The organism is Erythrobacter sp. NE805, assembly GCF_046452355.1.
In the GTDB taxonomy this organism is placed as follows: Bacteria; Pseudomonadota; Alphaproteobacteria; order Sphingomonadales; family Sphingomonadaceae; genus Erythrobacter.
Window position 1 is genome coordinate 67,354 of the sequence record NZ_JBKFDI010000005.1, and the last position, 20,500, is coordinate 87,853.

A 20,500-nucleotide genomic window follows, 5' to 3' on the forward strand; every position below is an offset into this window, starting at 1 on the left:
ATCCGCGCCGCAGCGCGCGCCGGACCGGGTAGTCTCGGCGCCGTGAGAGGAACGGGCGAAAGGGCACAGGTGCTCCTGAGGCGCGACATTTGTCTGGGCGGGATGGCGCGGCTCGTGCCGGGGTCGGAAGGCCACGGCCTCGACCTGGCGGGCCAACTCGCGCTGCTGCGCCGCCACGGCTTCGCAGGCGTCGTCGCGTGGGACGGCTGGGAGGCGATCCGCGCCGCGGGTCTCATCCCCTGCGGCATGGCCCGCATCCGCGCCCCCGAGGAGGCGCTCCCGCTCGCCCGCCGCCATGCCGATGCGGGGCTCGACTTCACCACGCTCCACGTCGGCACCGGATTCGAGAGCGATGCCGCGATGGCCCGGCTGGCCGAGGCGGTCTGCGACGCCGCGGCGATCACCGGCCACCCGCTCCCCGTCGAGACCCACCGGGCGACGATGACGCAGGACATCCGCCGCACCCTCGACCTCGTCGCGCTCTTCCCGCAGCTCACCTTCACGCTCGATTTCTCGCACTGGTACACGGGGCACGAGATGACCTACGGCGGCGAATTCCCCGAGCGCCTCGCGTGGTGCGACCCGGTCTTCGCGCGGGTCGCCGGGCTCCAGCTGCGCTTCGGGACGAGCGGCGCGATCCAGCGCCCGCTCGACCCCGCCTCGGCCCATTTCGCCGACCATTGCGCCGCGCTCGACCGCTGCCTCGCGGTGCGCCGCGCCAGTCCGGACCTGCCGCCGGTCCTGTCGGTCGCGCCCGAGCTGCTTCCGGCATGGCTCGGGGAGGGGCCGGAGGCGCGGCCGATCCACTATGCCGACCAGACCGAGACCTCCGACCGCTTCGCCGAGGCCCTGGCGCTCTCGGCGCTGGCGCAGGCGCGGGCCGAGCGGCTCGACGGGGCGGACAGGAAAGGGGCACGAGGATGAGAACGGTGTTGCGCTGGAGCAGGTTAGTGGCGGCGGGCGTGCTGGCGCTGTGGGCGACGCTGGCGCTCGGCCAGACCGGGGACGCGACCACGCCCGGGCCGCTCACCGCCCATGTCGACCCCTTCATCGGCACCGACGGGACGGGGCACACCTTCCCGGGCCCCGCCGCGCCCTTCGGCATGGTCCAGCCGGGGCCCGACACCGGCAACACCGGCTGGGAATACACCTCGGGCTACCAGTACCGCGCGCCGCGCATCCTCGGCTTCTCGCAGAACCGGGCGAGCGGCACCGGCATTCCCGAACTCGGCGACGTGCTGGTGATGCCGAGCCGCACCCGCCGCGCCGACTTCGCGAGCACCTACGACAAGGCCGGCGAGACCGCGCGGGTCGGCTATTACGCGGTGACGCTCGCCGAGAACGACGTGCGCGTGGAACTGACCGCGAGCGAGCTCACCGCCTTCCACCGCTACACCTTCGCGGGCGGCGGGGGGCGGGTGTGGGTGCTGGTCGATCTCCAGCACGGCCTCACCTTCCGCACCGACCCGCAGCCGGTGCTCGAATCCCGGGCGGGCGTGACCCGCGACGGGATCGAAGGCTGGCAGCGCCGCACCAACTGGACCACGCGGACGGTCGCCTTCGCGCTGGTCTTCGATCACCCGGTCGCCGCGCACATCGAACTGCCGCGCCGCGCCGGCGATGTCGCCCAGCGCTTCCTGCTCGCCTTCGATCTGCCCGAGGCGGGCGTGCTGCAGATGAAGGCGGGGCTCTCGAGCGTCGACACCGACGGCGCCCGCGCCAACCGCGACACCACGCCGGGGTGGGACTTCGACGCCGTCGCCGCCGCCACGCAGGCGCAGTGGGAAGACCTGCTCGCGCGTGCCACGATCGAGGCGCCGGGGCGCCAGCAGCGCATCTTCAACACCGCGCTCTACCACGCCTTCCTCCACCCCAGCCGGATCAGCGATGCCGACGGCCGCTGGCGCGGTCCCGACGGCGCGGTGCGCAAAGCCGGGCGCGGCATCCGCTACTCGACCCTCTCGCTGTGGGACACCTTCCGCGCCGCGCACGGGCTTTACACGCTGGTGGTGCCCGAGCGGGTCGACGATTTCGTGCTGACCATGCTCGACCATGCCGATGCCTCGGGCCGCCTGCCGATGTGGACGATCTGGGGCGGGGAGACCGGCACGATGATCGGCGAGCCGGCCCTGCCGGTGATCGCCGAGGCCTGGGCGAAGGGCTTCCGCGGCTTCGACGGCCACCGCGCGCTCGCGGCGATGGTCCGCACCTCGAGCGAGGACAGCCGCATCGGCTCCTCGGTCGAGAGCGGGCTCTCCACCTGGTCGCTCTACGAGCGCTACGGCTACTACCCCTTCGACCTCGCCGGGGGCGAGACCGTGTCGCGCACGCTCGAGGCCGGGATCGGCGACGATGCGACCGCGCGCATGGCGGCGATGCTCGGCGAGACGGCACTCGCCGAGCGGTTCCGGGCGCGCGCCGGGAACTGGCGCAACCTCGTCGACCCGGCGAGCGGCCTTGCCCGCGGGCGCGACAGCAAGGGCGGCTGGCGCACTCCCTTCGATCCGCTGATGCCGACCTCGCCGCTCAACAACCCGGGCGACTACACCGAGGCGAATGCGTGGCAATACAGCTGGACCCCGGCGCTGTTCGACCCCGAGGGGCTGATCGCGGCAATGGGCGGGCGCGAGGCCTTCCGCCGCAAGCTCGACACCTTCTTCTTCGAGCTGAAGCCGCTCGAGGGCTGGGCCTATCTCGGGCAGGAGGCGATGATCGGCCAGTATGCGCACGGCAACGAGCCGAGCCACCACATCGCCTGGCTCTACGCCTTCACCGACAGGCCCGAGACCGGACAGGCGCTGGTCCGCCGGATCGCGCGCGACTTCTACGCCGACACCCCCAACGGGTTGATCGGCAACGAGGATGCGGGGCAGATGAGCGCCTGGTATGTCTTCGCGACGCTCGGCTTCTACCCCGTGGTGCCGGCGAGCGGCGAATACGTGCTCGGCCGCCCGCTGGTGACGCGCGCGCAGCTCCGGCTGGCGGGCGGCAAGGTGCTCACCATCACCGCGCCGCCGCCGGGTGAGGGGGAAGGCCATGCGCCGCACGCCGTCCTGCGCGGCGGAGCGCCGCTGACCCGGGTGAGCCACGAGGCGCTGCTCGCGGGCGGCGCGCTCGCCTTCGCGGGCGAGTAGGCCGCGCCCGCCCGCGTCCGATCGCTAGTCGGCGAGCGCGAACTGCATCGTCACCCACCGTGCGAGGCACTCCACCGCCTTGCGGCTGCGCGGCTCGAGCCGGTGCGGGTGGACGAAGAAATAGGCGTAGCGATCCGCGACCTCGATATCGAAGAGCCGGACCAGCCGGCCGCTGGCGAGGTCTCCGGCGACGATCCGTTCGCGGGCAAGCGCCACACCCTCGCCGGCGATCGCCGCATCGAGCATCAGGTTCGTGTCCGAGAAGAACGGACCCTCGCGCGGCTCGGCGAGGTCCACGCCCGCCGCGAGCAGCCAGGGGCGCCAGAGCTGGCGGTCGTGCCGCAGCAGGCTCGCGCGCGGCAGATCGGCAGGCTTCGCGAGGCCCAGGGCGTCGCGATACCCGGCGGTGCAGACCGGAAACAGCACCTCGTCGCCGAGCTTCGACACGCTCACGCCGGGCCAGTCGCCGGAACCATAGCGGATCGCACAGTCGACGCCGCCCGCGGCCAGGGGCGCAAGCTCGAGGCGGGCGTCGATCCTGAGGTCGATGCCCGGATGGGCGGCGCGGAACTTCGCCACGCGCGGCATCAGCCAGCGCGATGCCATGCTCGGCAGGAGGCTCACGCGCAGCACCTGCGGCTCGCCCGCGCCTGCCGGAAAGGCCGCCGCGAGCAGGGCGAGCGCTTCGCGGACCGGCACGAGCAGCCGCAGCGCCTCGGGCGTCGCGCGCATGCCGTTGCCCTCGCGGGTGAACAGCGCATGGCCGAGCCGCTCCTCGAGCGCGCGCAGGCGGTGGCTGATCGCGCCATGCGTGAGGCCGAGCTCGGCCGCGGCACGCGTGTAGCTGCCAAGCCGGGCCGCCGCCTCGAGCGCGCGCAGCGTCTGGAGCGAGGGGATCTGCATCGCCAAGGCACGTGAACAATCCTCACATCCTTGTCGAGGAGAATCGTCGGTCGGAGCGGCGCTCGCACGGCGCGACGCGGCGGCGCCGTCTGGCGCGGGCGGACGGCGTCGCGGATCAGCGTCTCCTCGTGGCGGACCCGCGACGCGCACGGCGACATCGCGATCGCCAAGCTGCGCGAGCTGCAGCGCGCCGCCGGTGCGGGCTAGCCCCGGCGGGGGGCGACGCCGGCGCGTTCGAGCTCGGTGCCGAGCCGTCCGGTCAGTGCGCAGAAGAACATCCGGTAATCGGCGACCAGCGAATAGAGCGGGCGGGTGAAGGCGAGCGGGGTGTTGCCCTCGACGAAGAAGTGCCCGATCCAGGCGAGCCCGTAGGCCCCGACGAACCCGGCCAGCAGGGCAAGCGGCTCGCGCGTGATCGCGAGCGCCGCGAGGCAGGCCAGCGCCCAGGTCGAGGCGGCATAGTGGAAGCCCCGGCACACCGGATTGGCGTGGGCGCCGAGATAGCGCAGCCAGAATTGCTCGAAGGTTTCCTCGGTCGCTTTCATAGAGCCCTCCATCCTGTGCCGCAGCTGTGACGAATTTCCGAACGGAATGCAATAATTCTGATTCGACTTCGACGCTTCTGTTCTGCTAGCTGGCAGGCGGGAGGAAACATGGTCGACAGCAAGCCCCACCAGCGCGCGGTCCTCGGGATCGACCTCGGCTCCTCGGCAGCGCGCGCGGTGGTGATGGCGCCGGGCGACAGCCGCATCCTCGGCGAGGGCGAGGGCGCCTATGCCTCGGGGGTCGAGGGCGTGCTGACCGATCCGGCAGACCCCGATATCGCGCGGCAGAACCCGGCCGATTACCTCGACGCCCTGACCGAGGCGGTGCGCGCCGCGCTGGCGGCGGCGGGCGCGCCCCGGGTCGCTGCTATCGGCGTGTGCACCACCGGCTCGACCCCGCTGCCGGTCACGGCCCGGATGCAGCCCGTCGCGGCGCTGCCCGGCATGGCCACGCGCCCCGCGGCGCAGGCGTGGATGTGGAAGGACCACAGCGCCGCCGCCGAGGCCGAGGAACTCGCGGCCGCGCTGACCCGCGCCGAGCCCGCGCGGCTCGCGGCGACCGGCGGGGCGACATCCTCCGAATGGTTCTGGGCCAAGCTCCTGAAGCTGCTGCGCGTCGACCCCGCAGTCGGCGCGATGACCGCGGCCTTCGCCGAGTTGCAGGACTTCGTCCCCGCGGTGCTGTGCGGCCTCGACGACGTCGCGGGGCTGGTGCGCGGGGTGTGCGCGGCGGGACACAAGGGGCATTGGGACGCCGAGTGCGGCGGCTGGCCCGATCCTGCGATCCTGGCAGGCCTCCACCCCGACCTCGCGCGCGCCGCGGGTCCGCTCGGCGTGCCGCGCAGCCACACGCGGCCCGCCGGCGCGCTGTGCGCCGCCTGGGCCGGGCGGCTGGGGCTCGAGCCCGGCATCCCGGTCGCCGCGGGCCTGCTCGATGCCCATGCCGGCGCGCTCGGCGCCGGGGTCGCGCCGGGCACGCTGGTGCGGATCATCGGCACGAGCAGCTGCGACATCGCCGTGGTCGATCGTGCGGCGCGGGCGATCCCGGCGCGCGGGCTCGCGGGGGCTGTCGACGGTTCGGTCGTGCCGGGGCTCGCGGGCATCGAGGCGGGGCAGGCGGCGGTCGGCGACCTCTTCGCCTGGGCCGCACGCCTGCTGCGCCCGGGCGAGCCGGTCGGCACCGCGATCGCCGAGCTCTCTGCCGCAGCCGCGCGGCTCGCGCCGGGGGAGAGCGGCCTCGTCGCGCTCGACTGGAACAACGGCAACCGTTCGGTGCTGATGGACCCGGCGCTGTCGGGGCTGGTGATCGGCCCGACCCTCGCGACCCGGCCCGAGCACCTGTTCCGCGCCATGCTCGAGGCGAGCGCCTTCGGGGCGCGGCGCATCCGCGACCAGTTCGAGGCCGCCGGGGTGCCGGTGCGCGCGATCACCGTGTCGGGCGGGGTGGTCACTCGCAACGCGCTGGCCCGCACGATCCTTGCCGATGTGCTGGGGGTTCCCATAGCGGTCTCCGGCGCCGACCAGGCGAGCGCGCGCGGCGCGGCGATCACCGCCAGCCTCGCCGCCGGGCTCCACCCCGATGTCGCCGCCGCGCAAGGCGCGATGGTGCCGCCCGCGGCCTCGACCGCGACGCCCGATCCGGCACGCTCGGCGGTCTATGCGCGGCTTTACGGCCACTACCTCGCCCTCCACGATGCCTTCGGAGAGGGCGCGTCACCGCTTGCCGGCATGATGCGCGACCTGCGCGCCATCCGGCAGCGCGCCCACCCGTCCCAGCAAGGAGCCAAACCATGAGCGACACCATCCGCATCTTCTGGCCGGGCGACTACCGCGATCTGCCCAACCGGCTCGCCCTGCCGCTGCTCGAGGCGGCGACCGCCCAGCTCGAACGCGCGCTCGACCGGCTGGGGCGCCGGCACGCGCGGATCGAGGGTTTTCTCACCCGCCCGCACGAGACCATCGCCGCGCTCGGCCAGATCGACGACCCGCTGATCGGGCTCTACACCCACTGGGTCTACGGCCCGCACACGGTCGACGGGGTGGTCGGCAAGACCAACCCGCTGCTGATGCTCTCCAATTTCTCGGGCACCTGGCCGGGGCTCGTCGGCCTGCTCAACACCGGCGCGTGCCTCTCGGCCGAGGGGCGGGCGCACAGCCGGTTGTGGACCGCCGATCCGATCGATGCCGACGATGAGACGATGGCGCGGCTCGAGGCGTGGTGCGAGCACGGCGCCGTCCACCACCCCGACGCCTGCCTGCACACCCCGCCGCCCGTCAGCGAAGCGGCCGAGGCGCTGGCCGCGCGCGTCCATGCCGCGATGCAGGCCAGGCGCCCGCTGGTGCTGATGCTCGGCGACACCTCGATGGGGATGACCAACGGCTATTTCGGGGTGCGCACGCTGCACCGGCTCGGCTTCTCGGAGCACAAGGTCGATCAGGCGTGGATCATCGACTACGGCCGCCGCGTCGCCGAGCGCCGGATCGACGATGCGCTCGCCTTCGTGAAGGACCGCGGGGTCACCTTCCACTACGGCGCGGTCAACGCCGCCGACTTCACGGAGAACGCCACGCGCGAGCAGCTGCGCGATTACCTCGCGGTGCTCGACATGGTCGACGAGTTCGGCGCGGACGCGATCGGCTGGCAGTACCAGCTCGGCCTCATCCACCAGCGCCCGCCTTCCGACTTCGCCGAGGGGCTGTTCAACTCGACCTGCCGCCCCGAGGGCAACGGCGACACGATCGTCGATGCGACCGAGGCCGACCAGGGCAACGTCCTGCCGATGGAGATGATGAAGCGGCTGCTCAAGGCCAAGGGCCTGCACCAGAGCGTCGCCTTCCACGACGTGCGCTGGGGGATTGCGCAAGAGGGCCGCTTTTTGTGGGTGCTGCTCAACTCGGGATCGGCGGGGGCCTATGCCTTCAACCACGATCCCGACACGCTCGCCGGCGTGCACAGCTTCCGCCAGCCCGCGCAATATTTCCCCACCCCCGGCGGCAGTTTCGCCGGGGAGAGCCTCGCGGGCGCGATCACCTGGGCGCGGGCGTGGCTCGACGACGGCGAGCCGGTGATGGACGTCGGCAGCGGCGAGGTGGTCACCCTGCCGCGCGACACGCTGCGCGCGACCTGGGACGCGACCACCCCCGAATGGCCGATCATGATGGCCGACCTCGGCATCGGCCGCGACGGGCTGATGGCGCATTACCAGTCGAACCACATCGCGGTCTGCTATGGCGACATCCTCGGCGAGATGGTCGCCCTGTCGCGCCGGCTCGGCTTCCGGGTGCGCTACCTCGCCGACGGGTGAGCGCGGCGGCGCGTCAGCCGACGTTCCACCCGATCAGCCCGTAGCTCCAGAAGGCGAACAGCAGCGGGATCGCGCCGAGGCCGAGCAGCCGCAGGTGCCAGCGCGCGAGCCCGCCGCGCCAGCCCGCGGTCGCGGGCTCGCGGACACTCAGCGCCGCGAGCACCAGAAGGCCGAGCACGCCCGCCGCGACGAGGTTCATCCAGATCTGGAAGGGCACGAGATCCATGCTCGTGGTCTGCACATATTGAAGCGGCTCGACCGGCGCGGCGGCCCAGGAGCGGAAGAACAGCACCGGCGAGGCGAGCAGCGCGAGCGGCATCCCCGCCGCGAGCCAGCGCCCGCGGCTGCCCTTCGCCCAGGCGAGCGCCAGCACCCCGGTCAGCAGCACCAGCACGCCGATCGCCAGCGCCCGGTTCCACAGGGCGGGCCGCGCCAGCCCCTCGGCCTTGTGATAGACCGCGTCGGTATATTGCAGGCTCGCGCGGGTCGGTTTCCCCTCGGTGTCGGGCAGGAACACGATCACGTCGCTCCACCCCGAGGGCTTGTCGGGCTGGAGCGCCTCGCTGCGCCAGAAGACGTTCGCGCCGTGCGGCTTGAAGCCCTTGCTCGATCCCAGTTGCAGCGCGCCGTCGCTCCCCACGCCGACCGGCAGGGGGCCGCCGAGGACGTTGGCGGAGAAGATCTCGCTGACCGAGCGGATCTGGCGGCGCTGGCTGATGTAGTCGCCGGCATAGGGCGCAAGGTCGCGCGCCGACGTGCCGACCGCGGGCGGAGCCTGCCAGCGGCCGAGCAGCGCCTCGACCCCCGCCGCGCGAATCCCGCTGAGAGTGGGCAGGGGACGCCCGGCCTCAGCAGCATCGGGGCGCGGCGCGGCAGGCAGGCCAAGCAGCCCCGCGAGCGGCATGGTGGTCCCGCCTTCGCCCGTGACCGCGACGAAGATCCCGGTCTTCCGGTCGGGCAGCAGGGTCATGTAGCTGCTGGTCCCGATCGTGCGCCCGCCATGTTCGGCGAGCCGGGTCCCGTTCCAGTCGTTGATCATGAACAGCAGGCCATAGCCCTGCACCGCCGGATGCGTGCCGCCCTGGCGCGCGAAGGCGAGGGCGCGCCCGCGCTCGCCGAGGATGTCGGCGATGCCGAGCGAGGGGCTGCCGCCCAGCAGCGCGATCATGTAATGCGCCGCATCCTCGCCGGTCATCGCAAGGCCCCCGGCCATGCGGTTGATCGGGTGGTTCGACCAGGTGTCGGGCAGCGGCCGCGTGCCGCCATTGGGGTAGATGACCTCGGCCTGCGCCGCGTCGGGGATCGGCTCGGGCCCGCGCGCTACCAGAGCGTGCGCCATGCGCGCCGGGCCGAACACCCGCGCGGCAAGGTAGCGGTCGATCGGCATCTTCGCGGCGTCTTCCGCCATGAAGCCGAGCAGGCCCGCGCCGAAATTGGAGTAGTTGCTGCCGGTGTTGGCGGCCACGATGTAGCCCGGCAGGTTGGCATCGAGATAGGCGGCGTCGATCGCCGGGAAGCGGTCGCCTGCGCGCATGAACGGCTGGCGGCGCTCGGCAAAGCCCGCCTGGTGGGTCGCCAGCATCCGGATCGTGATCGGTGTGCCGCGATTGTCGGGCACCTTCCAGCGGGTGAGGTAGGCGTTCACCGGATCGTCGAGCGAGCGGATGCGTCCGTCGGTCATGGCCTGCGCCACCGCGACCCCGACAAGGGTCTTGGTGATCGAGCCCGTCCGGAACCGGGTGCGCGCGGGATCGACCGGCAGCTTGCCCGCGGCGTCGGCGTGGCCATAGGCCTTGAGCGTCACGATCCGGCCGTTCTCCACCACCGCGATCACCGCGCCGGTATGGCGCACCGTGCCGCGCGGGCCGAACATCCGGTCGAAGGCGGCCTCGATCCGCCCGGCGGCGAGCGGCGCGGCGGGAGTCTGCGCGAAGGCCGCAAGGCCGCTCCCCAGCAGCAGGACCCCGGCCATCACGCTCGCCATCCAACGCATCGCACTCTCCTCTCGCTGGACAAAGGCGTAAAGTTATGTTCAGCAATCGACAAGAAGTTTCGGATTGGAAATAGCGCCTGTGAACCACGTTCCCGCCGCCCCGGCCCCGCGCCTCTCGGCCATCTCTCGGCTGCGCGCCTGGGCGAGCGTCGCGATCCTGCTGGTCGCCGCGATCATCTCCTTCATCGACCGGCAGCTGCTGAGCCTGCTGATCGACCCGATCAAGCACGACCTTAAGGTCAGCGACTTCCAGATGGGGCTGCTGGTGGGCCCGGCCTTCGCGCTGTTCCATGCCCTGGCGGGCATACCCTGCGGCTGGCTGGCGGACCGCGCCGGGCGCGGCAAGGTGGTCGCCGGGGGCATCGCGTTGTGGTCGGCGCTGACGGCGGCGAGCGGGTTCGCCGCGTCCTATCCGCAGCTGTTCCTCGCGCGGATGGGCGTCGGCGTCGGGGAGGCGACGCTCGGCCCGAGCGCGCATTCGCTGATCGCCGACAGCTTCGATGCGAAGCGCCTGCCGCTCGCGATGGCGGTCTATTCGACCGGCGTCGCGCTCGGGGCGGGGCTGGCATTCGCCTTCGGGGCGCAGGCGGTGAGCCTTGTCGGCCACCTACCCGACAGCCTGCCGCTGGTCGGCACGCTGCGCGACTGGCAACTGGCCTTCGTGCTGGTCGGCCTGCCGGGCCTGCCGGTGGCCCTGCTGGTGCTGCTGGTGGTCCGCGAGCCGCGTGCGGCCGGCGGGCAGGCGCAGGGCGCGGCGATCTTCGCCGGGCTCGCGCCGCTGTGGCGCGGCAACCGGCGGCTGATCCTGTGCTACCTCGCCGCGATCAGCGCGCTGACCGGATCGGGCTATGCGAGCCACACCTGGCTGCCTGCGCACTTCATCCGCAACTTCGGGTGGACCCCGCAGCAGGCCGGTCTGATGCTCGGCGCTATGCTGATGGCGGCGGGCGTCGCGGGCGCGCTGGCGGCGGGGGCGGCGGGGGCGCTGCTCGCGCGGCGCGGGGTGCTCGACGCGCCGCTGCGGGTCATCATCGCCGCCTCGCTGCTGCACGCGCCCTTCACCGCCGCGGTCACGCTGGTGGGCGCGGAGCCCTTCGCGGTGCTGCTGATGGCGCCCGCCACCTTCCTCTCGAGCGCCTTCGTCGCGCTCGGCCCGGCGGCGGTGCAGGCGGCGACCCCGGTCGCGCTGCGCGGCCGGGTCGCGGCGATCGTGCTGATGGTGACGAGCCTCGCGGGCATGGTCGCGGGGCCGGTGGGGGTGGGGGCGCTGACCTCCTTCGTCTTCGGCGACGACAAGGCCGTGGGGCTCGGGCTGGCAATCGTCGCCGGGCTCCTCTCGCTGATTGGCGGCGTGCTGCTGCTCGCCGCCCTCGCGCCCTACCGCGCGGCGATCCTGCGGCTCAGGACCGCGCCGGATTGAGCCCGGGCTCGCCGAGCCGCAGGATCACCGCGCCCCCGCGATCAGGCCCGCCGCCGCCTCGACGATGGCTTCGGCATCGAGGCGGTATTCGCCGTAGAGATCGGGCAGCGACCCGGTCTGTCCGAAACGGTCCGTCCCCAGCGGATTGACGCGGTGGCCGCGCACCCCGCCGAGCCACGAGAGCGAGGCGGGGGAGGCGTCGCACACCGTCACCAGCCCGGCCGATGGCGGCAGCGCCGCCAGCAGTGTCTCGACGGGAGAGGTGGCGTGCGCGCCCCGCTTCCAGATCGCTGCGCGCGCATCCGACCAGTCGCGGTGGAGCTTGCCGGGCGAGGTCACCTGCAACAACCCGAGCCCCGGCATGTCCTCGGCGAGCATCGCATGGGCCGCGAGCGCCTCGGGCATCATCGCGCCCATCGCCACGATCGCGACCGGCTGGTCGGCGGTCGGCGCGATCCGCCAATAGGCCCCGTCGATCGCGCCCTGCTTCCAGCCCTCGTCGGCACGCGCGGGCTGGTCGATGGTGCGGGTCGAGAGGCGCAGATAGATGCTCCCGCCGTCGGGCGCCTGGAGGTGGCGGAAGGCGTGCTCCATCAGCAGCGCCAGCTCGTCGGCGGTGGCGGGCTCGTAATGGGTGAGGCCCGGCTGGCCCATTGCGATCAGCGGCGGGTTGATCGACTGGTGCGCGCCGCCCTCGCCGCCGAGCGTCAGGCCCGAGGGCGTCGCCACCAGCAGGAAGCGCGCGTCCTGGTAGCAGCCGTAGTTGAGCGCATCGAGGCCGCGCGCGATGAAGGGATCATAGACCGTGCCGATCGGGATCAGCCGCTCGCCGAACAGCGGCCCGGCGAGCCCCGCCGCCGCGAGCATCAGGAACAGGTTGTGCTCGGCGATCCCCAGCTCGACGTGCTGGCCCGCCGGGTTGCCCTGCCACTTCTGCGGGCTGGGCACGTTGAGCTGCCGGAACACGTCGGGCAGGTCCTGCCTGCGGAACAGCCCGCGGCTGTTCACGAAGGCGCCGAGATTGGTCGAGACGGTCACGTCGGGCGAGGTCGTCAGGATCCGGTCGGCGAGCGGCGAGCGGCCCTTGGCGAGCTCGAAGAGGATCTTGCCGAACGCCCCTTGCGTCGATTGCGCCGCGCCCTCGGGCACGGGGATGGCGGGGACGGGCACGCGCTCCGCGGCGTGATCGCCGGCCTTGGCGGCGATGGTGCTCGCGGCGACGAAGGCGCGCAGCTCGGCCGCGGCATTGTCGCCGAGGCCGGCCCAGGGCTCCCATTCCTCCCCGGGCGCGATCCCGAGGCTTTCGCGCAAGCCCTCGATCTGGCCCGGCGTCATCAGCCCCGCATGATTGTCCTTGTGCCCCGCCAGCGGCAGGCCATGGCCCTTGATGGTGTAGGCGATGAACAGCGTGTTGCGCTCGTCCTGCGCCGCATCGAAGGCGGCGGTGAGCGTCTCGATGCAGTGGCCGCCCAGCGTCGTCATCAGCTGCTGGAGCGCGCCATCGTCATGCGCCGCGATGAGCCGCAGCGTCTCGGGATGATCGGCGAGATCGGCAACCAGCCTCTCGCGCCAGGCGGCGCCGCCCTTGTAGGTCAGCGCGGCATAATCGGCATTGGGGCAGGTCTCGATCCAGTCGGCGATCGCCTGGCCCCCCGGGCGCGCGAAAGTCTCGCGCTGGAGCTTGCCGTGCTTCAATGTCACCACCCGCCAGCCGCAGGTCTCGAAGATGTCGTCGAAGCGGCGGAACATCCGGTCGGCGGTGGTCGCGTCGAGCGACTGGCGGTTGTAGTCGACGATCCACCAGCAGTTCCTGAGGTCGTGCTTGTAGCCCTCGATCAGGCACTCGTAGATATTGCCCTCGTCGAGTTCGGCATCGCCCATCAGCGCGATCATTCGCCCGGCCTCTTCGTGACCGAGCAGCCCGTGCGCAATCATCCAGTCCTGGACGAGGCTGGCGAAGGCGGTGATCGCGACCCCGAGGCCGACCGAGCCGGTCGAGAAATCGACCGGAATCGCGTCCTTGGTGCGGCTCGGATAGGACTGCGCGCCGCCGAAGCCCCGGAACTGCCGCAGCGCTTCGACGCCCTGCTTGCCGAGCAGGTAGTGGATCGCGTGGAGCAGCGGCCCGGCATGGGGCTTCACCGCGACCCGATCGTTCGGCCCGAGCGCGTGGAAGTAGAGCGCCGCCATGATCGCGGTCATCGACGCGCAGCTCGCCTGGTGACCGCCGACCTTGATCCCGTCGACGCTCTCGCGCAGGTGGTTGGCGTTGTGGATCGTCCACGCGCTCAGCCACAGCAGCCGCTGATCGAGCGCCTCGAGCTGGGCGAGCCGGTCGCGCGCCAGCGGCTGCGGGGCGGTGGGCGCGCTGGGCGCAATCGTTCTGGGCATCGGCCTGATCTCCATCTAGCTCTTTTCAGGCTGGGTGCTGCCTGCTAGCAGAATTCCAATCGGAAACGAAATTGTCTTTTCGGAAAATAAGCGGGAGAGTCTTCCATGGGTGTTGCGCATCGGACGGTCCTGCCGTGGCGGCAGGTGCACCTCGATTTCCACACCCCGGCCGCAGTCGGTGCGGTCGGCGAGGGGTTCGATGCGCAGGCCTTCGCCGATACCATCGCTGACGCGCAGGTCCAGTCGGTCGTGCTGTTCGGCAAGTGCCACCACGGCTGGTCCTACTACGACAGCACGGTCGGCGAGCGGCACCCCGGGCTCGGCTTCGATCTGCTCGATGCGCAGGTCGCCGCGCTCAAGAGCCGCGGGATCGAGACCGTGCTCTACCTGTCGGTCGGCTGGGACGAGCGCAACGCGGCCGCCCATGTCGACTGGCGGCAGGTCGGCGCGGACGGGCAGTTCTTCTGCCTGCTCGGCAACCATCTCGACGCGGCGTGGAAGTACATGTGCCTCGGCACGCCCTATCGCGATCACGTTGTGGCGCAGGTCGCCGAGATGCTGGAGCGCTATCCCGAGGCGGACGGGCTGTGGCTCGACATCATCAAGCAGGAGCCGTGCGCCTGCGTCCATTGCCAGCAGGCGATGACGCGGGCCGGGCTCGACTGGACCGATCCGGCGCAGCGCCTCGTGCACCGCGGCCGGGTGCTCGAGGGCTACTTCCAGGCGATCGCCGAAGTGGTCGGCGACCGGCCGATCTCGCTGTTCCACAACACCTCGATGGTCCCGCGCGGCGACCGGACTTTCTTCTCCTACCAGAGCCATGTCGAGATCGAGGCCCTGCCGACCGGCGGCTGGGGCTATGACCACCTGCCGATCTCGGCGCGCTACGGCGAGACGCTCGGGCTCGACCGGATCGCGGTGACGGCGCGGTTCCACCTCATCTGGGGGGAGCTCGGGTCCTACAAGCATCCCGACGCGCTGCGCTACGAGACCGGCGCGATGCTCGCGAACGGCGCCAAGGTGTGTATCGGCGACCAGCTCGATTCCACCGGCGTGCCCGATCCGGCCGCCTGGGCGCTGATGGGCGAGATCTTCGCCGAGACCGCGGCCAAGGAGCCGTGGTGCGAGGGATCGCACGGGGTGGCGGAGATCGGCCTCCTCTCGAGCGTCGGCGTCGCCCAGCCCGGCGCGATCAGCCGCGAGGCGCGGCATTGCGTCGAGGACGAGGGCGCGGCGCGGATCCTCTCCGAGTGCCACTTCCAGTTCGACGTGATCGACACCGCCGCCGATTTCGGCCGCTACCGCCTGCTGGTGCTGCCCGACAAAGTGCGGCTCGATGCGACGCTCGCCGCGAAGCTGCAGGCCTATGCCGACGAGGGCGGGCGCATCCTGCTGACCGGCGAGAGCGGGCTCGCGCGCGACACCGGCGCGCCGCTGCTCGATTGCGGCGCGGACCTGCTCGGCCCGGCCAAGTCCGATCCGCGCTATGTCCTGCTGCGCGAGGACCTGCGGCCCGGCTGGACGGGCGCGCAGCCCTTCGTCGTGATGGCGCCGTCGCTGGCGATCGTCGCGCGCGCCGACGGGCAATCGCTCGGCGAGACCTATGATGCCCTGTTCAACCGCCGCCCGCAGCACTTCTACGGACACGTCCATGCCCACGCCGCCGCCGACCCCTCGGGGCTGGCGGCGGGCGTGCGCAAGGGCGGGATCGCGTGGCTGCCGTTCCCGCTGTTCACGCTCTACCGGATGATGGGCCATTCGACCCTGCGGCACTTCGTGATGGCGACGATCCGCGACCTGCTCGGCGAGCCGCTGATCGCCGCCGAGGGCCTGCCGCCGACCGCGACGCTCAACCTGCGTGCGCAGCCCGGGAAGGGGCGCCACGTCGTGCACCTGCTGCACGGCGAGCGGCGCCTCAAGGGGAGCTACGTGCTGGGGCCGATCGAGGTGGTCGACGCGCTGCCCTCGATCGGGCCGGTCGACCTGTCGCTCGCGCGGCCCGTCGCGCGCGCCGAACTGGTGCCGCAGGGCACCCCGCTCGCGGTGCGCGAGGAGGGCGGGCGCTGGCACGTCCACGTGCCCTCCTTCGCGGGCCACCAGATGATCGAGATCAGCTAGGCGGGCGGAGGATCTCGGCGAGGTTTTCGTCCTCGAGCCGGATCTTCCATGCCTCCTCGACGCGCAGCAGCAGGCCGGTGTAGCTGATGAGCTCCCGCCGCCCGTTGGCGCGCTCCCACACGAACTGCCCCACCGCGAGCGCGCCCGCGCTGCCCACCAGCTCGATCCGCAGGTCGGCCCAGGCGAAGCGGGCCGGCGGCTGCCACGCCGCGCCGAGGTAGCGCTCGGTCAGCGCGGCGAAATCGAGGAGGCGCGGCACGCCCTTGCGGACCATCCACGCGCCCTCGGGATGGTAGCGCGCGAGGATCGCGGGCCGGTCGCCCGCCTCGAGCTCGGCCGCATAGGCGGCGAACCAGTCGTCGAGCGCGCGGGTCACGGGTCGAGCGGCCAGATCGGGCGGGTGACGTGGCGGTAGGGCAGGCGGCGCGGGTCATGGTCGAGCACGCCCGGCGCATCGACGATCAGGACCTCGCCCGCGAGCGGCTGGAAGGCGGCGTAGAAATGCTGCGAGGATTTGACGAGGACCACCCGCCGCTGCGCCGGGTCGATTCCCAGCCGTGTGAAGGCCTCGGGGGCGAAGCACTGGGTGCGCCGCGCGCTCACCACCAGATACCAGTCGAGCGCCGGGACGTGCAGCCCCGCCGCCTGGCCCATCGGCCATTCGCTTCCCGCGAAGGGCACGCTCGCCGCTTCCGCGGCGGCGAGCACGTGCACCTCGAGGTCGAGCGGATCGCCCGAGAGCGCGCAGGCTTTGCCGCCGATGCGCAGGTCGAGCCGCGCGCCGGGCCCGGCCGCGAGCGCGAGTTCGGTCGCGGCCGGATCCCAGATGATCCCCGCCGCGACATCGCCGACCCCCGCCGCGGCGAGAGCGCGCAGCAGCCAGGTCGAATCCGAGGGAGCGCCGCCGCCCGGGTTATCGGCGGTATCGGCGAGCACCAGCGGCGCGGCGCGGGGAGCGGCTGCGCACCGCACCGCCTCCGCCATTGCCACCAGCGGGGCGTGGGTCGTGCCGGCGAGCGCCCTCAGCCGCGCGCCGATCTCGCCCGCGATCCGGGCCGCGGCGGGCGCGTCGCCGTCGGTGGTGACGATCACCTTCGCGCTGGTGTCGGGGGTGTCGGCCCAGATGAAGCCGTGCACGACGGAGATGTCGAGCGCCAGCCCTCGCGCCTCGCGCGCGCGCAGCTCGGCGACCAAGGCCTGCATCGGGCCGTGCATCGTGTGGTAGACCGAGATCATCCGGCAATCGTGGACGGCGACGCGCGGCGCGATGTCGCCGCGCGTCGCCGCGAGCGCCAGCCGCACCAGCTTCTCGGCGCTCTCGGCGATGTCGGTGTGGGGATATTCCTTGTAGCACACCAGCAGGTCGGCGCCGTCCAGCATCGCCTGCGACAGCGTGCCGTGGCTGTCGAACAGCACCGCGAGCACCGCCTTGGGGCCGATCATCGCGCGCACCCGCGCGATCAGGTCCCCGTCGCAGTCGGGCAGGCCCTGCGCGCTCATCGCCCCGTGCAGGCCGAGCACGACGCAATCGACCGGCCCGGCCGCGGCGAGATCGCCGAGCAGTTCGCCCGCCAGCGCCTCGTAGGTCGCGCGGGTCAGCGGGCCGCCGGGCTGCGCGCCGGCGACCATGCCCTCGACGAGCGTGATCGCGCCCCCCTGCGCGAGGCGGCGGAGCGGAACGAAGGGTGCGGCGATCAGCGGCACCGCGGCGCCGAGCGTGCCGGCCGGATGGTAGCTCAGCGCGGCAAAGTCATGCCGGCCGGTGGCGAGCGGCGAGAAGGCGTTGACCTCGACCCCGAAGGCCGCCGCGAAGACGCGCGGTGTCCCCGTCATGGGGCCCTGCGGAACAGGCGCCCGCGGAAGGCGAGGAAGCTCTCCCCGCCGGGGCCGGTGTGCAATTGCTGGAGGCTCGGAACGCGCGAGCCGGGCAGGAGGCTCGCGAAGGCGCCGCCGCCGATCGGGTGGAGCGCCACCTCGTAGCTCTCGGTCTGGTCGCCGGCATCGGCGGCCGGGGCGAAGCGCGCCACCGCGTGAGCGCCTGCGCGGCGCACCGCAATGCGATAGCGCGGCGCGCGCCATTCGCCGAGCACCGCACCGAGCGCGGCGGGATCGGCGGCGCCTGCCTCCAGTGTCGGCGGGGCGGGGAGGGTGCTTCCGGCGAGGTCCGCGAGCAGCTGCGGCAGGATCGCCTGCGCCGCCAGCCGCGCATCGCCGCCCGCGACCATCAGCGCCACCGCCACCCCGGCGGCAGGCGCGATCCGCAGGAAGCTCGCCTGCCCGGGCACCGCGCCGTCGTGGCCCCACACCGCGCCGTCCGCGCTGAAGCGCATCAGCCCCGGCCCGAAGCCGAGCGCGAAGCTCGCCGAGGGCGAGGGCACCTCGTCCCGGGTCATCGCGCCGATCAACCCGAGCCCTGCCGGGGCGGGCTGCCACAGGGCCGCGGCCCAGCGGACGAGGTCGCCCGCGCTCGCATAGGGCGTCGCCCCCGCCGGGCCGAGCGCGCGCAGCGCCGGGTCGCCCGCGGGCACGGCGTCGGCGGCGGTGGTCATCACTGCCTGCCCCGGGTCGGTGCGCCGCGGAATCGTGCGATCCAGCCCGAACGGCCGCGCCAGCCGCGCAGCGAACAGGCTCTCCCAATCCTCTCCAAGCGCCGCCTCGGCCAGTCGCGCGGCGAGCACGATGCCCGCATTGCAATAGGAGGCGAGCGTCCCCGGCGGGACGGTCTGCTCGGCGCCCGCGAGCCGCCGGACGTAGCGTTCGATGGCATCGGGCCCGCAGCCCTCGTCGTCGAAGATGTCACCGAAGAAGCCGCCGCGGTGCGTCAGCAGGTGCCGCGCGGTGAGAAGCGCGGTCGCCTCGGGATCGGCAAGGCGGAAGCCCGGCAGCGTGCGCGTCACCGGCGCGTCCAGATCGAGCCGACCCTCGCGCGCCGCCAGGTGGACGAGCGCGGCGGTGAAGGTCTTGGCGATCGAGCCCATGCGGAACGGCAGGTCGGGGCGCGCGATGCCATACCCCGCCTCGGCGATGCGTCCCCGGTCCAGCACCGCGAGGCTCGCCGCGCCGACGCCCGCCGCCTCGCAGGCCGAGGCAAGGGTGCGATCCAGCCCCCCGACGCTCACGAGCCGCGCCGCATCGTGTTGACCGGCAGGTTGAGCGCATCGAAGGGATCGATGGTGATCCCCCTGATGTCCTTGCGGGCGGCGATCGTCATCACGGTCTGCGACAGGTAGATATAGGGCACGTCGGCGTGGGTCAGCCGCGCCGCCTGCTCGATCTGCTGGCGGCGGCGGGCCGGGTCCATCTCGCGCTCGGACTGGCGGATCAGCGCGGTCACCCGGGGATTGCCGTAGCGCGCCGGGTTGGAGATGCCCGCCCGGCTCGGCTCGAACCACGCGTTCATGATCGCCGAGGGGTCGTTGAAGTCGATCACCGCGCCTTGCAGCACCATGTCGTAGCTGCCGCGCGCCATGCGGTCGAGGTAGGCGGGCACCGACAGGCGCTCGATCCGCACGTCGAGGCCGAGAGGCTTGAGGGCCGCCTGGATGTACTGCGCGATGGTGTCGGTCTCGGGCGAGACGCCGGGATAGATGAAGCGCAGCGGCCGCGCGGGCGTGCGGGCCTGGGCGGCCAGCCGCAGCGCCAGCGCGGGATTATGGGTGAAGCGGCGGCTTGCGCCATGCCCCAGCATCGAGGGCGGCACCGGCCCCGCGAATGGCAGCGCGGTTCCGCCGCGGATGTAGCGGATGATCCCCGCGACATCGATCGCATGGCCGATCGCGCGCCGCAGCCGCACGTCCGCGACCGCCGTGCTGCGCAGGTTGAAGGCGAGGTTGTTGAAGGCGAGGATCGGCGCGCGGTGCAGGACCGCGCGGTGCGTGCGCGCGAGGCGCTTCTGTTCCTGGCTCGGGAGCAGGAAGGCGATGTCGATCTCGCCCTTCTCGAGCGCCAGCCGGCGCACGGTCGGATCGACGATCTCGCGGTAGACCAGCCGGTCGAAGCCCTGCGCCGGCGCCTGCGGATCGCCCGGCAGGGGCCGCCAATGGGGCTGTACCGTCAGGATGTGGATGCCGCGCTGGCTGCCCGGCTGAAGCTGGAAGCGGCCCGATCCCGCGGTGCGCGTCGCGAGCCACTGGCTGCCCCAACGATCGCCGCGAATCCGGTTGGCGATGGAGGGGTCGATGATCGAGGTCATCCGGTCGCTGAGCAGCGCGAGCAGCGCGGGCGAGGGGTGGATGAGCCTGAGCCGGACCGCGTTCGGCCCTGCCGGTTCGGCCGAGGCGACGAGGTCACCCAGCAGGCTCGCATTGCCGCGTCCGATCGCCTTTAGCCGGGCGAGCGTGAAGACCACCGCCGCGGCATCCACCGGGCGGCCGCTGGCGAAGCGGCGGCCGGGCTGGAGCCGGAAGGTCCACACCAGCCCGTCGCGCGAGGTGCTCCAGCCCGCCGCCACGCCGCCGCGGTAGCCGCCGCCCGGCGTGCTGCGCACCAGCGTCTCGTAGGCCGCGCGCACCGCCAGCGTCTGGTCGGCGGCGGGGGCGATGGCGAAGTCGAAGGGTCCGGCGCGGGTGCTGAGGCCCACCTTCAGCGTGTCGGCTGCCGCCGCGCCGGGCAGGAAGGCGATCAGGGCGGCGATCAGCAGGGCGAGGAAGCCGCGGGGAGCCATGTCGCTTGCGTAGCGAACCACAATCGTT

Annotated in this window: 15 protein-coding genes; 7 read left to right on the forward strand and 8 right to left on the reverse strand. The window is 72.6% G+C overall.

The genetic code is table 11. The features are described 5' to 3' along the window. Positions 1-69 precede the first annotated feature (69 nt). Complete coding sequence (locus tag ACLBKU_RS16380) at positions 70-924, forward strand: hypothetical protein (RefSeq protein WP_410180636.1); 855 nt, start codon at positions 70-72, stop codon at positions 922-924. After that, positions 921-3,134: a GH92 family glycosyl hydrolase gene (locus ACLBKU_RS16385; protein ID WP_410180637.1), complete on the forward strand. Its 2,214-nt coding sequence runs from the start codon at positions 921-923 to the stop codon at positions 3,132-3,134. The genes ACLBKU_RS16380 and ACLBKU_RS16385 overlap by 4 nt, the downstream gene beginning before the upstream one ends. 24 nt (positions 3,135-3,158) lie before the next feature. On the opposite strand, the gene ACLBKU_RS16390 is transcribed toward ACLBKU_RS16385, so the two are convergent. Continuing rightward, the gene (locus tag ACLBKU_RS16390) at positions 3,159-4,037 is read right to left on the reverse strand and encodes a LysR substrate-binding domain-containing protein (protein WP_410180748.1); all 879 of its coding nucleotides are present in this window, start codon (positions 4,035-4,037) and stop codon (positions 3,159-3,161) included. A 30-nt stretch (positions 4,038-4,067) separates the two neighbouring features. On the opposite strand from ACLBKU_RS16390, the gene ACLBKU_RS16395 reads away from it, so the two are divergent. Next, positions 4,068-4,244, forward strand: a complete 177-nt coding sequence (locus ACLBKU_RS16395) for a hypothetical protein (RefSeq protein ID WP_410180638.1) — start codon at positions 4,068-4,070, stop codon at positions 4,242-4,244. Here ACLBKU_RS16395 and ACLBKU_RS16400 read toward each other — a convergent pair. Then, positions 4,241-4,582 carry an Mpo1-like protein gene (locus ACLBKU_RS16400; protein WP_410180639.1) on the reverse strand — a complete coding sequence of 114 codons (342 nt, stop codon included), beginning with the start codon at positions 4,580-4,582 and terminating at the stop codon, positions 4,241-4,243. The genes ACLBKU_RS16395 and ACLBKU_RS16400 overlap by 4 nt on opposite strands. A 108-nt stretch (positions 4,583-4,690) precedes the next feature. On the opposite strand from ACLBKU_RS16400, the gene ACLBKU_RS16405 reads away from it, so the two are divergent. Beyond that, positions 4,691-6,376 (forward strand): ribulokinase, encoded by a 1,686-nt coding sequence (locus ACLBKU_RS16405; protein ID WP_410180640.1) that lies wholly within the window; start codon positions 4,691-4,693, stop codon positions 6,374-6,376. Next, on the forward strand, positions 6,373-7,887 hold the full coding sequence (locus tag ACLBKU_RS16410; RefSeq protein WP_410180641.1) for a hypothetical protein: 1,515 nt from the start codon (positions 6,373-6,375) through the stop codon (positions 7,885-7,887). Before ACLBKU_RS16405 ends, ACLBKU_RS16410 begins: the two co-directional genes overlap by 4 nt. A gap of 13 nt (positions 7,888-7,900) precedes the next feature. Here ACLBKU_RS16410 and ACLBKU_RS16415 read toward each other — a convergent pair whose 3' ends face one another. Then, entirely contained in the window at positions 7,901-9,880 is a 1,980-nt protein-coding gene (locus ACLBKU_RS16415; RefSeq protein WP_410180642.1) for a serine hydrolase domain-containing protein, read from the reverse strand. 79 nt (positions 9,881-9,959) lie between these two features. Here ACLBKU_RS16415 and ACLBKU_RS16420 point away from each other — a divergent pair, with 79 nt between their 5' ends. Next, positions 9,960-11,300 carry an MFS transporter gene (locus ACLBKU_RS16420; RefSeq protein ID WP_410180643.1) on the forward strand — a complete coding sequence of 447 codons (1,341 nt, stop codon included), beginning with the start codon at positions 9,960-9,962 and terminating at the stop codon, positions 11,298-11,300. Positions 11,301-11,324: 24 nt separating this feature from the next. Here the strand turns inward: ACLBKU_RS16420 and ACLBKU_RS16425 are convergent, their stop codons facing one another. Beyond that, positions 11,325-13,691 (reverse strand): transketolase, encoded by a 2,367-nt coding sequence (locus ACLBKU_RS16425; protein ID WP_410180644.1) that lies wholly within the window; start codon positions 13,689-13,691, stop codon positions 11,325-11,327. 105 nt (positions 13,692-13,796) lie between these two features. Between ACLBKU_RS16425 and ACLBKU_RS16430 the strand changes: the two genes are divergently transcribed. Continuing rightward, the gene (locus ACLBKU_RS16430) at positions 13,797-15,809 is read left to right on the forward strand and encodes an alpha-amylase family protein (protein ID WP_410180645.1); all 2,013 of its coding nucleotides are present in this window, start codon (positions 13,797-13,799) and stop codon (positions 15,807-15,809) included. Here ACLBKU_RS16430 and ACLBKU_RS16435 read toward each other — a convergent pair. The 4 genes from ACLBKU_RS16435 to ACLBKU_RS16450 are packed head-to-tail and all read right to left on the reverse strand — an operon-like array spanning position 15,802 to position 20,472. Continuing rightward, positions 15,802-16,185, reverse strand: coding sequence for a hypothetical protein (locus ACLBKU_RS16435; RefSeq protein ID WP_410180646.1), 384 nt, complete (start codon positions 16,183-16,185; stop codon positions 15,802-15,804). The two genes, ACLBKU_RS16430 and ACLBKU_RS16435, sit on opposite strands and share 8 nt — an antisense overlap. Next, the gene (locus tag ACLBKU_RS16440; RefSeq protein ID WP_410180647.1) at positions 16,182-17,642 is read right to left on the reverse strand and encodes a M81 family metallopeptidase; all 1,461 of its coding nucleotides are present in this window, start codon (positions 17,640-17,642) and stop codon (positions 16,182-16,184) included. Before ACLBKU_RS16440 ends, ACLBKU_RS16435 begins: the two co-directional genes overlap by 4 nt. Continuing rightward, the gene (locus ACLBKU_RS16445) at positions 17,639-18,928 is read right to left on the reverse strand and encodes a serine hydrolase domain-containing protein (RefSeq protein ID WP_410180648.1); all 1,290 of its coding nucleotides are present in this window, start codon (positions 18,926-18,928) and stop codon (positions 17,639-17,641) included. The genes ACLBKU_RS16440 and ACLBKU_RS16445 overlap by 4 nt, the downstream gene beginning before the upstream one ends. Further along, complete coding sequence (locus ACLBKU_RS16450; protein ID WP_410180649.1) at positions 18,925-20,472, reverse strand: ABC transporter substrate-binding protein; 1,548 nt, start codon at positions 20,470-20,472, stop codon at positions 18,925-18,927. Before ACLBKU_RS16450 ends, ACLBKU_RS16445 begins: the two co-directional genes overlap by 4 nt. Positions 20,473-20,500: the final 28 nt, after the last annotated feature.

What these genes read in the sequence shown, in the direction of transcription:
- ACLBKU_RS16385 (WP_410180637.1), top strand. Translation starts at nt 921, where the DNA reads ATGAGAACGGTGTTGCGCTGGAGCAGGTTAGTGGCGGCGGGCGTGCTG.
- ACLBKU_RS16390 (WP_410180748.1), bottom strand. Translation starts at nt 4,037, where the DNA reads ATGCAGATCCCCTCGCTCCAGACGCTGCGCGCGCTCGAGGCGGCGGCC.
- ACLBKU_RS16400 (WP_410180639.1), bottom strand. Translation starts at nt 4,582, where the DNA reads ATGAAAGCGACCGAGGAAACCTTCGAGCAATTCTGGCTGCGCTATCTC.
- ACLBKU_RS16405 (WP_410180640.1), top strand. Translation starts at nt 4,691, where the DNA reads ATGGTCGACAGCAAGCCCCACCAGCGCGCGGTCCTCGGGATCGACCTC.
- ACLBKU_RS16410 (WP_410180641.1), top strand. Translation starts at nt 6,373, where the DNA reads ATGAGCGACACCATCCGCATCTTCTGGCCGGGCGACTACCGCGATCTG.
- ACLBKU_RS16415 (WP_410180642.1), bottom strand. Translation starts at nt 9,880, where the DNA reads ATGCGTTGGATGGCGAGCGTGATGGCCGGGGTCCTGCTGCTGGGGAGC.
- ACLBKU_RS16425 (WP_410180644.1), bottom strand. Translation starts at nt 13,691, where the DNA reads ATGCCCAGAACGATTGCGCCCAGCGCGCCCACCGCCCCGCAGCCGCTG.
- ACLBKU_RS16430 (WP_410180645.1), top strand. Translation starts at nt 13,797, where the DNA reads ATGGGTGTTGCGCATCGGACGGTCCTGCCGTGGCGGCAGGTGCACCTC.
- ACLBKU_RS16440 (WP_410180647.1), bottom strand. Translation starts at nt 17,642, where the DNA reads ATGACGGGGACACCGCGCGTCTTCGCGGCGGCCTTCGGGGTCGAGGTC.
- ACLBKU_RS16450 (WP_410180649.1), bottom strand. Translation starts at nt 20,472, where the DNA reads ATGGCTCCCCGCGGCTTCCTCGCCCTGCTGATCGCCGCCCTGATCGCC.